Origin of the sequence: Spirosoma endophyticum (genome assembly GCF_900112365.1) — a bacterium.
In the GTDB taxonomy this organism is placed as follows: domain Bacteria; phylum Bacteroidota; class Bacteroidia; order Cytophagales; family Spirosomataceae; genus Spirosoma; species Spirosoma endophyticum.
In genome coordinates this window covers 39,352-53,422 of record NZ_FOLQ01000019.1, presented here as the reverse complement: position 1 = coordinate 53,422, position 14,071 = coordinate 39,352, and the positions used below count along the sequence as shown (strand labels likewise).

Below are 14,071 nucleotides of genomic sequence, written 5' to 3'. Positions count from 1 at the left end.
ACTATGGAACGGATTGAATTTTTGAAAAGAGGGTTTGGTAGCTTACTGGGCATCGCAGCCATTACCCCGATGGTTGGGGCTTGTTCATCGTCAACGGTTGATCCGGTTACCAGCACCACGACGGGAACTGGTACGTCGACGGGCACATCGAATGGCAGTTCGTCCAGTGATTGCAAGGTCTCGCCAAGCGAAACCGAGGGACCGTTCCCAACAAAAGTTCCGGCTAATTTCGTCCGGTCTGATATCCGTTCCGATCGAACCGGGGTGGCCTTTACGATCAACATTACGATCAAAAATAGCAACAACAGCTGTGCTGCCTTATCGGGTGCACTGGTCGACATCTGGCATTGCGATAAAGACGGATACTATTCCGAATATGGCGGGACCGGTATGCAAAGCGTCAACTATACAAGCGTAGACTTTCTGCGGGGCCGTCAAACATCCGATGCCAACGGTCTGGTGAAATTTACGTCTATTTTTCCGGGCTGGTATTCGGGCCGGGCCCCGCACATACACGTTCACGTGTATAATTCCTCGGGAAAGTCGCTGCTGGTTACCCAAATCGCCTTTCCCTACGACATCTCGAATACTGTTTACACAACAGCACAGGCGTATGGCTATACGAAAGGCGCACAAGACACAAAAAATGAGCGAGATAACGTATTTTCTGACTCCTACGCCACTGAAATTGCCACAGTTACGGGTAGTATATCTGCCGGATACATACTGGCGTTCAATGTTGTCGTAAGTGCATAAGAAATCAAAAAAGTTGATAGTTGCCTAGGGTTAAACTTTTTTAGCTTGTCCACAGAGCGGTCCGCCGTCGCGGCACAGAGATCACAGAGATTTATGTGCTGGTTTCGGGTATTTAATCTCTGTGGACAAGCTGTGGTAAAAACTGCTTGGTACGTATTTAAAATGACAAAAGGACTTATTCGTCTGTGTTATCGAAAAATCATTGACGCGGCCTCTCAAAAAGCGTGGGACAAATTCGTGTTTGAGGATACCTACATGGAATTTTTCATGCAGGCTCAATTTTATAACCAGGAGAACAAATACGCTACGTTCCAGGAGTTGGTCGAGCATGTCCCCAATGCCGACAAACTGCACTACCTGACGAGTACGGCCGCCATTGGCTACATCCGGCAATTGAATCAGATCATCCCCGACATTGCGAACGTATCCGGCAAATTATGTCTTCCGTTTACGCAATTCAAGTTCGATATTATTCAATCGCATGTGCATCATAAAGAGGCCCATAGAATTGCCATTTCATTGTATAGCGATCCACTGACCTGGATTGATACGCTTGATAATCAACTACTCATTGCCTACGGCGATCAGCGGGAAGCCTTGCGGGCTGGCAAAGAAATCGATACCGATATGATCGCTATACAACCCTACCTTAGCATTTCATCCTTTCAACCAGATGAATGTCAGTAAGCCAATGATGGATACCCAACTTCAGGCGCAGTTGTTTCTGGCCGACCAGCGCGGATGCTCCCAATTCGATTATTTCAGGAGCTATCACTGCTTTTCCTTTGGTCAGTACGTCGATGAGCACAAACTACCTTTCGGGGCTTTACAGGTTTTAAATGACGATACGTTAACGGCCGGGAATCGTATCAGGATGCAGGTTGAGTCAACTACCGACGTAGTGATTTTGCCGATTGTTGGCGGGCTTGAATACAAAAGCAGTCTGGGAGATGGTTTTCTAGAAGCAGGTCAAGCTCAGCTTTTCTCGCTGGCCAGCAGTATGGACTATGAAATTATCAATCCATATGAGACGGACCTGATTAATTTCATCCAAATCTGGCTGACGAACAACTCAAGTGATTTTACACCCGGCCTCAGGCAAACAAGATTCGATTTATCGGATAAAAATAAGCTCCTTCCCGCTTTTTCAATAAACGAGAATGCACTACGTAGCCGTGGCTTTATTGGGAAATTCGATGGTCGAGAAGATGGAATTTATAAGCTTGAAAACCCGGAAACAAATGGTGTTTTTGTCTTTGTTTTAAACGGCGTATTCGAGGTTCAGGATCGGTTACTTCATGAACGAGACGGCTTGTCGTTGATGAACGTACAAGAGCCAGCCGTTGAATTCGAGGCTTTATCGAACGATGCCATACTCCTGCTGCTAGAAATTCCGCTTCATAGAAAATAGAACGCGGATGTCGCTGATTGAACCGGATTATCGATCATCGCTTATCCGTTCAATCTATGTCATCCGCGCTTTATTCTTCGACTACAACTTGAAATACATATTACTCTGAATACCTCCGTAGAAGCGATAGAGTGTCAACACACAGTTTGACGAGATGGCCTTACCATCATTGAGCGCCGGTTTCCAGTTCATCTTTTCGGGTGTCCATTCGGGCATATTTCGAATGATCTGCTGAACATAGCTAACGACCGCCGGAACCCGTTGATCGTTGCCTGTGGTTGCGTTAACCGACACATCCACATTAACGACCTGCCCTATTTCGTTGATTCTCAGCGTAGCGGTTATTTTTCGAATGCGCTCGCCATCCAGTACGCTCCCCAATTTCTGTTTCAGATAATCTGACAATTCATTCGGCTTGCCCATGAACTTGGCGGCCTGATAGAACGGTTCACAGGTCTGCTTATCCCCTTCCGGCGTGTAACACTGACTCCGGGCAACGCGCCCGTTGCGATAAAATTCCTTTCGTTTGATGGCGCCGTCCTCATAAAACACCATAAATGGACCGTTTATAAAGTCGTCTTTATAGTCGCAGCTGATATGTAGCTGTCCCCCAGGATACATGATTTTTGTAGGGCCATGTCGAATAATTCGATTGACACTATCCAATGGAAACCCGTTTGGCAGTGTCTTGGGCAACAACGTGTATGAATCGAGCCGGAGTAACGTGCCGTTTTTACGTAGAATTTTAACGCTAAAGTATTGATTACGCTTCCCGTAATACATGATTTCTTCGTCGTACTCCGGATGGAATCGACGGACTATATTATCATGAACGGCTCCCGTGGAATCAACCTGCGCCCGTATGGGTTGACTGACCATCAGCCCACACAATAGCCAATAAAGTGCCTTCATCACGCGATCATTTTCAATGGGCAATTCATTCCGTTGTGTACAGAAACAACCCCCGTTGACAACTGATTGATGACTAAGATAGTTAATTATTTTAGTCAGTATCCGCTACCCATATGCCCACATTTCAGAAAACTATTCACCTACCCGCCTACTCGCGTGGTTTCCATTTAATTACCCGCGCAATCGAACGGGAGTTTACGGATCTGCAACGGATTCGCGTTGGTTTACTGCACGTTTTTATCCAGCATACGTCGGCCAGCCTAACGATCAACGAGAATGCCGACCCAACGGTACGGGGTGATTTTGAGCGGTTTTTCAATAAAACGGTTCCCGAAAATGAGCCTTATTACCAACACGATTATGAAGGGTCCGATGATATGCCCGCCCATCTGAAAGCCGCTATGCTGGGGCACGCCGTTACGATTCCCATCACGAATGGTCGGCTGAATCTGGGAACCTGGCAGGGCATTTATTTGGGCGAACACCGCGATCACGGCGGGTCGCGAACGCTGGTATTGACAGCCTGGGGTGATTAGACGAATGATTTTACAAAGCTATTACGTAGCCAGATCCGCTGTTTAGCAGACACTCAGTGGATACGAGTATTTTCACTACATTCTCTCACTACCCCGTAAAACGGTTCACTCACCTGGAATTACCTGTCACTCACCCATACGTAGTGGCATTCAACTAAAGTTATTCAGATATTTAAGGGTAATGTATGTTCGTCGTTCGGCGATGATGCATCTATCCACCCATTTCTCAAACGTATTAAAAGCCCGTAGCCAGGATCAGGTTTACTATAAAACTAGACTGCTGCGGGCTTTTCAATACACTTAAACTCCCCTATTCACCCATGAACATGTCTAATTTTTTCTCTTTCAAGTACCTGAAATATGGTATAGCTGAGGTCAAAGAAACACGCAACCGAGCCAGACAGAACGAAGTCTACATTGGTCAGCTTCACTCATTGCTCATGCTAAGAGATCAGGTTTCAGCGATCCCGCCAGCCAACCTTCAAATTCGAGTTTCAGGCTCCTATTACACTGATTTTTTTCTGCACGGGCAATCGCTAATTAACAAAATGAATCATGGGCTGGCAGCTTCGGGTGTTGACCGCACGTTGACGCAGTTTGAGAACGTACTGGATTTTGGCTGTGGCTGTGGCCGAACATTAATTCCGCTGGCCATGCGGTCGATTAATGCCAAAGGAATTCATGGTGTAGATATTGACGCGGAGGCCGTTACCTGGCTTACCGAACATTATTCACAGGTAGGCTCAGTAAAATTGAACCCTTCCTGGCCCACTATGCTGCATGACGATCAGACGTTTGACCTTGTTTTCGCCATCAGCGTCTTTACGCATTTACCCGAAGATATGGAACATGCCTGGCTAGCCGACATTAGTCGCGTGCTGCGCCAGGGTGGCTATGCATTGCTAACCATCCACGGCGACGCTTTCTTTCATCAACTTACTCCCGCTGCGGTACAGACAGTCCAGCAGGAAGGTTTTTTTTACGCGTCCGACGATACGTGCACCGATGGTTTACCCCAATTCTACAAGAACAGCTACCATACAGAATCCTATATTCAGGAACGGTGGAGTCAGTATTTTGATGTTATAAACGTGATTCCAACAGGTATAGACCAACAGGATCTGGTCATACTTCGGAAGCGTTAACTACCTAGCGAATCACTTCACCATTTTCCATACTTCGGCAACGCTCGTAACCGGTAACTGACAGGCGCGGTTGTAACAAACATAGATAGCTGTTTTGCCATCTATGGGGCCACGCTGGTGCAGGAGCGGCAAATCGCTCCTGGCAGACGTACCACACAGTATTTTGTTGGGATAAAATTCAGCGTCCAATTCAGCCCGAAATCGTTCAGCCTCGGGACCAACAATGGCTATTTCGGCCGTTGGGCGGGTTCGTAAGGCAAACAGAGCCGCCCAGTTGGTCAGGTAATCGGCATTTTGCTGGACGAGCGGTTGTACACGGCCCAGCATCTGGTCGGCCCGTTCGGCGTATTCACTACGTTCAAGCAGCAGACTTAGCATGTACAAATTCTCAGCCATCATTGAATTGGATGACGGAATTACGTTGTCAAACAGTTCTTTACGTCGGGCAATGAGTTCTTCACCATTTTTATCCGTGAAGAAAAACATTGGATCGGGTCCGGTTTCATATTCGCTGGTATCACTAAAATTCGTCAGTACGTACTGCATCAGTTGGTCTGCTTCCGTTAACCAGCTCTGGACAAAAGTCGCCTGATAAAGCGCCAGCAATCCGTCGATCACAGCCGCATAGTCGTCCAGGAAACCCGCCTGACGAGCACGTCCCAGTTTGTACGTGTGCCAGAGTCGCCCGTTGCGAGTGTCACGCATTTTTTTCAGCAGAAAATACGCCAGTCGCAGTGCTAGTGCCAGAAACTCCGGTTCCCCAAAAACGCGGTAGGCCGTGGCCAATCCTTTTAGCATCAGACCGTTCCATGAGCACAGAATCTTGTCATCCAGGCCCGGCCGAATGTATTCATTACGTACTCGAAGCAATCGTACGTGCGTAGCATCTAACCGCAGGTTAAGATCGGCCAGAGACCAGCCCATGCGTTCCGCAAACGATTTATTGGCTTCTGTCCGATGCAGAATATTACGGCCGTGTTCCCAGTTTCCTTCATCGGTCAGATTATACAATTCGGCGAACCAGTCATAATCAGGGCCGAGGATGTCCAGCAGTTCAGGGGTGGTAAACGTATAGAACTTTCCTTCAACGCCCTCGCTGTCGGCGTCAAGGGCGGAGTAAAACCCACCTTCCGGACTCATCAGCTCGCGTTGCATGAAGCCAATTGTCTGATAAACAACGTGCTTGTAGAGTTCTGATTTTGTCAGGCTGTATGCTTCTGCGTACAGGGCCAGCAATTGCCCATTGTCGTAAAGCATCTTTTCGAAATGGGGCGCAAACCAGTCAACATCTGTTGAATAGCGCGCAAATCCGCCACCGAGTTGATCGTAAATACCGCCCAACGCCATACGGTCGAGGGTAATTTTGACCTGATGCAATGCCGAATCGTTGCCCGTAACGGCGTAGTAACGGAGTAAAAACCGCCAGATGCTGGGCATCGGAAACTTCGGTGACCGGCGCATCCCTCCTTTCTCATCATCGGCTTTGACGGCGACTTTACGATAGAGAACATCGAGCGTTTCGGGCGCAAATAATGGGTCGTTCTGTGTCAGGCCGTACCGTTCGGCATCGGTCAGATTCAACTCTCGGGCAAAGCCGTCCGCCGATTGCGCCAGATCGGCCCGGTTATTGTCGAAGGCTGATCGAATGCTTTCTAACAGATTGACCCAGTTTCGCTTCGGTAGGTACGTAACGCCATAGAACGGTTTGGCATCGGGCATCAGAAATACGTTGAGCGGCCAGCCACCCTGCACACCCATTGCCTGTACCGCATCCATATAAATTGCGTCTACATCGGGACGCTCCTCCCGGTCAACTTTAATGCATACGAACTGCTCGTTCATCACCTGCGCTACGTCGGTTTTCTCAAACGATTCCCGTTCCATTACGTGGCACCAGTGACAGGCCGAATACCCAATACTAACCAGAATCGGCTTGTCGTCAGCGATGGCTTTGGCGAGGGCTTCCTCGCCCCACGGATACCAGTCAACTGGATTTTCAGCGTGCTGGAGTAGGTAAGGACTGGTTTCGTATTGCAGTTGATTCGGCATAATTTTGAGGTTTTGACACAGAGTTTTACTATTTTCCCTGGGTATCTCATTTAGTTCTGTTATAACTACAGGAGTTACGCACCAGTTTTTACTTTAGTGCATGATTGGCAAAAAAGACCAGACAATAGGATAGGAAGGCCGCTTTAGTGAGTAACCCGGCCATCAAAATGGCATCGCAGGCTCTATATTTGTTTAACAGGCTAGCCCGCACGGGCCTATTGAAACCTATTCAACTATACCATTTACGCAAACTACAGGAGTTGATATGACCGCTTTACTGAATGCCATCAATAAAAATAATAGCTTACTCGTTCAGCAACTCATTCAAAATGGGGCTGATGTCAATGAGTTGGATTCAAACCAGGATGCCCCTCTGGTCATTGCGGCTTATAAAGGGTATAACCATATCGTCAAGTTACTGTTAGATGCTGGCGCTGATGTACGGGCCGTTGACCCGGGGATGAAAGCAACGGCTTTACACGCGGCCGCCTATGCTGGCCGAACAGAAGCGGCTCAACTCTTGATCGAACACAATATTGATATTAACAAACAGGGTCCCTATAATGGGTACACCGCCCTGCATGATGCGATTTGGCAGGATAACGTTGACATTGTCAAATTACTCTTAGCCGCCAATGCAGATTTAAGCCTGCTTTCGAACGATGGTAAATCGCCCCTGGATTTTGCCAAGCTCAAAAATCGCAAGGAAATAGTCGCACTGATTGAGCGAAAATTAGGGAAATAGCAACAAACGGGTGGTTACAAGAATGGACCTGGCCAGTGCCGATACTCGTTTAACGGTCTGGCTTTTTTATTTCAAGTCACTCTCTTTGAGCTCCTTAAATTGCCAGTACAGCAGGGCTACACAGATCGCAATACCCATCGTAAAATAGTCGGTGTAGCGTTCGTGCATGGCCAATTCGTCCGGCGAAAATCCGGATAGTTCACCCCGGTTGATCCAATGCGATAGGTAGTCAATCATTCCCCCGTAGTTTCCTCTCGATTTATGGCGTTTTGGTGAGATTGACAAATCTAAGACTGCAGTTACACCTACTTCTAATTAGTAAACATCCACATCCACTTGAATCACCAGCTGTACCTTCTCCGATCTATTCGGCAGCAGGTCGTAACTATATGATTTTATAGCTCATCAATCCCACCCGCTTTGTTTACCAGTTGACGGTATCGGCGGACCAGATGATGGCTTAAAGTTCCGACTGGAGTTACCACCAGCCTTTAAAACATCATCTTGTTCACCGGTATCTTATCGAGCTTTAGAGGGAAGTCAGACAGTTTCTGAAGGCTCTTGTCCTTACTAATGACTAATGATAATTTTTTTCGTCTGGGTATGGGTTTCGTTTTGAATGCGGAGAACATACAGCCCAACGGGCAAACCCGCTACGTTCACCGTTTCCGTTTTGCTGGTCGCGGCTTTTCTGATGACCGTTTGTCCGAGCATATTGACCAATCCAATTTCGGTGGCAGCCGGGGGAAGTTGATCGAATGTTACGGTCAGAGTCGTTTGAGCCGGATTAGGCGACGCCACTACGTCTGGCAGCAAGGGTTCCGTTGCGGTAACGCTGCCCATATCAAAACGGCACAGATACACCTCTCGGCCCGTCAGTTCGATGGCTTGTTGCCAGGATTTATACCGTACTGTCAGGCTTGTTTTCTGGCCATCATTCGCATACGGATTCTGGGCCGCAATCAGAATTTTATTTTCCTTCACCACACCACGCCACACAGGGAGTTGCTTATCCATGAGGTCGCGGGCGGGCGTTTCGATCACCAACTCATGCGTTCCCTGAAACATATCGGCGAAACGGGACAGTCGATACAGCCCGTGAGTGAAGTGCTCATAGGCCGCGTAATTATCGGTGCGACTCTGGGTGAGAAAAGGATCTTCCCATAACCAGAGCCCGGCTGCGCCAGAAAAAAAAGGAAAAATGGCAGTCGCTTCGGCCATAAATGGCTGAATGAAATTCGGATAGCTGCTCGATTCGTTATGGTACCGCATCCAGACCCAGGGCACCACGGGCTTATTGCTCCAGGCCCGGTTCACTTCTACCTGAAACAACAGATACGCCAGATAATCTCTGGCCAGCGGGTTTGGGTAATCGTAGAAATAATAGGCTGAGGGTGACAAGGCGTCCAGTTGTTCATAATACGGCCCACCAATGCTTGTTCCGCTGGCTTCCTGAACCAGATAGTTTGTCAGGTTAATTTTAGTTGTCCAATCGGCCCAGGAGAAAGTTGGTACGTTCAGATACGTATTCAGCACGGGCGTATCGGCATAACTACTGATACTGGCTCCGCCCAGGTCGGCGTGTTGACGAATATAACGTACCCCCTCGGCATGCAGGTTACGCATGTCCTGTTTATACGTAGCGATGAACGTAGCATCCGACAAATTCCGATACGTTTCCGGGACGCGCGTATCCTGTTTGAGTCTCAGAATTCGGGCATCTGTTTCCTGAAAACGCTCAATATCCAGCACCAGTCGGCTCGCCTGAACAACATACAACCCGGCTGAATTTTTCTGTCCCCCGCTTATGTCAGACAAAAAGCGATCCCATTTGGCGCGGTAGGCATCCAGATCATTCGCCCACGGACTCTCGATAGTTTCCCAGGGCTGATTAAGGCCGGTCGCGAAACCATAGTAGACAATGACGCGCTGCCTGAACTGAACCAGTGAGCCAAACTCGCTGTCCTTTACATCGACAAGGTTGCTGAAACCATGACGTAGTGGGCTGGCCTGCGTATCCGTAAATCGTGGTCCATTGTAGATGACGGGAAACGGAAGTGTAAAATCAGGAAACTTGCTCCATTCGATCTGATTAGGCTGACTGACAGGCGTAAACGAGAGCCGATCCGCACACTGTTCCTGAGCCGTTGCCATTGGCTGACTGCCTAGCCAAAAGCCAGTTACCCACAAACAAAAAAAAACAATCGGACGGCGCATGACGTAAAGTTTCGGTAAAGTTAAGTCAAGAGACTGTACGTATGACGGAGTCAGCCGGTCAGTATGGGTAGAATCTCCAACGTATATTTGAGCTACGTGAAGTCAATAACCCTGCTTAAACAACGTGACGATCCAAAAACTCTTCGCAAATTTTGATAATTACCTTCCTCTTGATGAACAGGAACGAGACGACTTATCGAAGCGGGTTGTTGAACGACGAATTAAACGGAGGCAGTTTATTCTCCAGGAGAATGACATTTGCCGACATTACACGTTTGTGGCAGAAGGCTGCTTCAGGAAGTTTCAGGTTGACAAAAAAGGCGTTGAACATAATCTTCAGTTTGCGGCTGAAAATGACCGCCCGGCAGCCCGGTGGATTATGGAAATCGACAGCTTCTACGCGGAGAAACCAAGCCGTGTGTATATCGAGGCCATCGAGCCATCAGTCATTTTACAGATCAGTAAGCCTGATCTTCTGCATCTCTTTATGCATAACCCGAAGTTTGACCGAAATTTCAGAGTTATTATTGAGAACCGATTTGTTGAACTCGAAAACCGAGTCTTACAGGCCATCAGCTCGACCGCCGAAGAACGCTACGTTACTTTTTTAGATCAATACCCCAATCTGTCACAAAGGCTGCCCAATACTCAAATTGCTTCGTACCTGGGCATTACCCCCGAATTTCTGAGCAAAATTCGGAAAGAGATCTCCAAAAAACAGGTTAACCCTTAAAGAAGGTTAAGGGTATTTCTTAACCTTCTTTAAGGGTTGCTTCCGGCAGGAACAGCCACCTTTGCGTTGTCGAATAAGCCAAGCATAGAATTAACTACGACACATCACAACTGAGCAACTAGCTATGAAAGCCGCTGTTTTAAAGAATTCAGGGGATGCAAATGCCTTCCAGCTTGAAGAAAGACCGATACCACAGGCCAGCGAAGACACTATCCTGATCAAAGTAAAAGCCTTTGGGCTAAACCGATCGGAGTTGATGACGCGTAAGGGGTATTCGCCAAACGTCAAATTTCCGCGTGTCTTAGGGATTGAATGCGTAGGGGAAGTAGAATCTGATCCATCCGGCGACTATCAAAAAGGACAGAAAGTCGCGGCTTTGATGGGCGGTATGGGACGGGATTTCGACGGTAGTTATGCCGAATATACGGTGCTACCCAAATCGATCGTGTTCCCTTTCGAGAGTCAGTTAAGCTGGGATCAACTCGGTGCCATACCCGAAATGTACCAAACTGTTTATGGATCGCTTAGTCTGGCCTTGAATTGTCAAAAAGGTGATAATCTGCTCATTAGAGGGGGTACGTCGTCCATAGGTATGCTGGCGACCCAGTTGGCAAAAAGCATGGGCGTACAGGTTATTGCGACAACGCGAAATCCCGATAAGGCATCCTTACTGATGAATAACGGAGTCTCTTATTGCCTCATTGACGATGGTGAATTGGCCAGCAAAGTAAAGGCCATTTTCCCCGACGGCGTCGATAAAGTCCTGGAACTGGTCGGTACGGTAACGCTGAAAGATTCCTTACACTGCGCTAAACCAGGGGGAACGGTATGTATGACCGGTATGCTGGCTGAACAATGGGAAATCCCGAATTTCGCTCCGATGGACTTTATCCCGCCCCTGGTCAGTCTGACGATTTACAATAGCGGTGCGGCCAACATAATTCCAGCGATTTTTCAGGACTTTATACACACCGTTGAAGCTGGTCAGATCCATTTAAACGTGAGCAAAGTCTTTCACCTTGATGAAATTGCCAAGGCGCATGCGTATATGGAAAGCAATCAGGCTGGCGGCAAACTAGTTGTATTAACCTAGGCAGATTAGTCGATAATCGACTGATAAACAGCAATATACTGGCGGGCGCTTTCCGCCCAATCGAATTGGGCCGCGTGTGTAATAACAGCCTCCGACAAGTTCGAGGTTTCATATTCCTGCATGCCCTGCCGATACACGTCCTGCACTACGTTGGCATCAAAGTCAGGGAAGTAAAAGGCGGCATCCCCCCCTATTTCCGGCAAAGATGTAAAGCTGGAGAGAAAAACAGGCTTGCCAAACTGCATGGCTTCTACCACCGGCAGGCCGAAGCCTTCGGCCAGAGAAGGATGTAAAAACGCCTTACAGTTTCTTAAATACCAGATTTTGTCTCCTTCAGAAACCGTTCCGGGCAAGTGCAGACGCTTCTCAACGCCTAATTGTTGGGCTAAACGCTTCATCTGGTCTACGTAATGCGGGTCGTCATGATGACCAATTATGATCATCTCCAGATCGGGATTGGATTCCAGCAACGGCAGTAGTACGTGAAAATTCTTCTTTTTATTCAGATAGCCAATTCCCAACAAAAACTCCCGGGCTGGCTTATACCCCACTACGTCTCCGGTTACCTCCGGTAGTTTATTGACACCATTATGGATCACGTGAACGGGTTTTTCACCAACGTAGCAGTTGGCCAGTACATCCCGTTTGGTGAATTCGGAAATACAGATGATGGCATCACTTTGGTCGATCAGTGACTGCGTGTGGGCCATGCTTTTCTGCTGAACGGGTTCAGGTTTCCCTTCGTGCAATACGTTCAAATCATGGATGGTCAGCACTATTTTCAGGTTGGGAAACCGTTTTCGATTCGGAAAAATCCGCCCGGACTGAAAAGGTGCATGCCATACGCGGCAATCGAGCAGAAAAGGTTGAAAGAATTTATGCCATTTTCGCTCCACCAAATGATACGGTTCGGGCCGGAGGATAAGTTTCTTACGGGGTGGCAGAAACATCTGGACGAACGGCTCGTTTTCTTCAGCGAGCACCTGATTGATGTGTTCTCCAAGATTTTGGCAGTAATAATACAGGCCAGAATGAGGAAATTTCATCAGGTCGCAGTCAAGAATAATACGGGACATAGATCAGAAACGTGGTCGACGAGGGGTGTCAACTAGGCACAATTTATAGGTTATGCAACAATAACGGCGATTCTATTGTATTGGTTGTATAGACGACATTCGTCATTCCTATTCCAACCCTTCTGTCTGGTTCGGTGTCCCAAGCTATAGAACCGTGTAGTTTACTGCAAACTTATATTTGTAGCGGATATTTTATTTAACAAGTTAAACAACCTGAAAGGTTATTGTGTATGATTCGAATCACCTTCGATTGCGAGAGGATGAAGTATGCCAACACTGGACTATACTATTATTGCCTCAATCTGGGGAAAGCCCTTCAGCAAAATTCAACCCAGGAGCAATTGTCAGTATTTGGACCGAGACACATCCGGTCCGCCTTTGGACCTTCGGTTCCCGTTATTCCACAGAATTCTCTTCAAAAATTTTTCATGCCATCCCTGAGTCAGTTTCAGATCTGGCATAGCACGTACCAAAGTTCCCAATACCTGCCCCGACGGAATAGCCGAATTAAAGTTGTGCTTACTATCCACGACCTTAATTTCCTGCATGAGGACAAAACCGAGCAGAAAAAGAAACGTTGCCTTGAGGATGTACAGCGGAATATAGACCGTAGCGATGCCATCGTCTGTATCTCTGAGTTTACGAAAAACGACGTACTGACCCATTGTGATACGGGAAACAAACCCGTCCATATGATCTACAATGGGACCAATGGCCTGGAGACGCCCTTGCTGAAAGAAAAATCATATCGGCCAACCATTCCCTTTTTATTCAACATCGGCGCCATTGCCCGTAAGAAAAATCAGCACCAGATTCTGCCGTTATTACAAAGCAATCCGGCGCTGGAACTGGTGCTGGCCGGTCGGCACGAAGATAAAGATTATGCTCATTTCCTGAAGCAGCAGGCATCAGTATTAAAGGTTGAGGACCGGATGCACCTGGTAGATGAAATCAGTGAACAGGAAAAATCGTGGTATTACCATAACTGTCAGGCTGTTGTGATGCCATCGCTGGCTGAAGGTTTCGGACTGCCCGTTACGGAAGCGATGTCGATTGGCAAACCGGTGTTTTTGTCGAAACACACGGCTCTACCCGAAATAGGTAAGGATCTGGCTTTCTATTTCTACGGCTTTGACAACATGCAGGAAGACTTTATGGCCGGCATGCGCCATTACAAAAAGGCCGGGAGCCAGATGAAGGAAGCGATGAAAGCTCATAGTGCTACGTTCAACTGGGAAGATTCAGCCAAAAAATACATCGAAGTCTACCGGTCATTAGCGTAGATATTTAGTATCCACAGAGGCAGGCCCGGAGCACACAGAGAAATTTATTAGATCTTTTTTCTCCGTGTTCTCCGGGCCTGCCTCTGTGGATACTAAATAGGTTAAACCATTTAAG

Annotated in this window: 14 protein-coding genes; 9 read left to right on the top strand and 5 right to left on the bottom strand. The window is 47.7% G+C overall.

Features of this window, described 5'->3' with window-relative positions:
* The first annotated feature begins 3 nt into the window (after window positions 1–3).
* From BM202_RS28755 to BM202_RS28745, 3 genes are all read left to right on the top strand, one after another.
* On the top strand, window positions 4–756 hold the full coding sequence (locus BM202_RS28755; protein WP_093832720.1) for a dioxygenase family protein: 753 nt from the start codon (window positions 4–6) through the stop codon (window positions 754–756).
* Window positions 757–918: 162 nt separating this feature from the next.
* Window positions 919–1,443, top strand: a complete 525-nt coding sequence (locus BM202_RS28750) for a hypothetical protein (protein ID WP_093832718.1) — start codon at window positions 919–921, stop codon at window positions 1,441–1,443.
* Complete coding sequence (locus tag BM202_RS28745; protein ID WP_245776825.1) at window positions 1,430–2,167, top strand: pirin family protein; 738 nt, start codon at window positions 1,430–1,432, stop codon at window positions 2,165–2,167. The genes BM202_RS28750 and BM202_RS28745 overlap by 14 nt, the downstream gene beginning before the upstream one ends.
* 81 nt (window positions 2,168–2,248) lie before the next feature.
* On the opposite strand, the gene BM202_RS28740 is transcribed toward BM202_RS28745, so the two are convergent.
* Window positions 2,249–3,079, bottom strand: a complete 831-nt coding sequence (locus BM202_RS28740) for a toxin-antitoxin system YwqK family antitoxin (RefSeq protein ID WP_093832841.1) — start codon at window positions 3,077–3,079, stop codon at window positions 2,249–2,251.
* A 113-nt stretch (window positions 3,080–3,192) separates the two neighbouring features.
* Between BM202_RS28740 and BM202_RS28735 the strand changes: the two genes are divergently transcribed.
* On the top strand, window positions 3,193–3,615 hold the full coding sequence (locus tag BM202_RS28735; protein ID WP_093832716.1) for a secondary thiamine-phosphate synthase enzyme YjbQ: 423 nt from the start codon (window positions 3,193–3,195) through the stop codon (window positions 3,613–3,615).
* Window positions 3,616–3,935: 320 nt separating this feature from the next.
* Entirely contained in the window at window positions 3,936–4,760 is an 825-nt protein-coding gene (locus BM202_RS28730; protein WP_093832714.1) for a class I SAM-dependent methyltransferase, read from the top strand.
* Between the two features lie 12 nt (window positions 4,761–4,772).
* Here BM202_RS28730 and BM202_RS28725 read toward each other — a convergent pair whose 3' ends face one another.
* A complete protein-coding gene (locus BM202_RS28725) occupies window positions 4,773–6,809 on the bottom strand; it encodes a thioredoxin domain-containing protein (RefSeq protein WP_093832712.1) in 2,037 nt (678 codons plus the stop codon).
* 265 nt (window positions 6,810–7,074) lie between these two features.
* Here BM202_RS28725 and BM202_RS28720 point away from each other — a divergent pair, with 265 nt between their 5' ends.
* Window positions 7,075–7,554, top strand: coding sequence for an ankyrin repeat domain-containing protein (locus BM202_RS28720; RefSeq protein WP_093832710.1), 480 nt, complete (start codon window positions 7,075–7,077; stop codon window positions 7,552–7,554).
* 66 nt (window positions 7,555–7,620) lie between these two features.
* On the opposite strand, the gene BM202_RS37470 is transcribed toward BM202_RS28720, so the two are convergent.
* Together BM202_RS37470 and BM202_RS28715 are read right to left on the bottom strand one after the other, a co-directional pair.
* Complete coding sequence (locus BM202_RS37470; RefSeq protein WP_177236714.1) at window positions 7,621–7,791, bottom strand: hypothetical protein; 171 nt, start codon at window positions 7,789–7,791, stop codon at window positions 7,621–7,623.
* Between the two features lie 333 nt (window positions 7,792–8,124).
* Complete coding sequence (locus BM202_RS28715; RefSeq protein WP_093832708.1) at window positions 8,125–9,771, bottom strand: T9SS type A sorting domain-containing protein; 1,647 nt, start codon at window positions 9,769–9,771, stop codon at window positions 8,125–8,127.
* Window positions 9,772–9,895: 124 nt separating this feature from the next.
* Here BM202_RS28715 and BM202_RS28710 point away from each other — a divergent pair, with 124 nt between their 5' ends.
* Both BM202_RS28710 and BM202_RS28705 read left to right on the top strand, forming a co-directional pair.
* Window positions 9,896–10,504 carry a Crp/Fnr family transcriptional regulator gene (locus BM202_RS28710; protein WP_093832706.1) on the top strand — a complete coding sequence of 203 codons (609 nt, stop codon included), beginning with the start codon at window positions 9,896–9,898 and terminating at the stop codon, window positions 10,502–10,504.
* A 124-nt stretch (window positions 10,505–10,628) separates the two neighbouring features.
* Window positions 10,629–11,597 (top strand): zinc-binding alcohol dehydrogenase family protein, encoded by a 969-nt coding sequence (locus tag BM202_RS28705; protein WP_093832704.1) that lies wholly within the window; start codon window positions 10,629–10,631, stop codon window positions 11,595–11,597.
* Window positions 11,598–11,602: 5 nt separating this feature from the next.
* Here BM202_RS28705 and BM202_RS28700 read toward each other — a convergent pair whose 3' ends face one another.
* Entirely contained in the window at window positions 11,603–12,673 is a 1,071-nt protein-coding gene (locus BM202_RS28700; RefSeq protein ID WP_093832702.1) for a glycosyltransferase family 4 protein, read from the bottom strand.
* Between the two features lie 230 nt (window positions 12,674–12,903).
* Between BM202_RS28700 and BM202_RS28695 the strand changes: the two genes are divergently transcribed.
* Window positions 12,904–13,956 (top strand): glycosyltransferase family 4 protein, encoded by a 1,053-nt coding sequence (locus BM202_RS28695; RefSeq protein WP_093832700.1) that lies wholly within the window; start codon window positions 12,904–12,906, stop codon window positions 13,954–13,956.
* Window positions 13,957–14,071 lie beyond the last annotated feature (115 nt).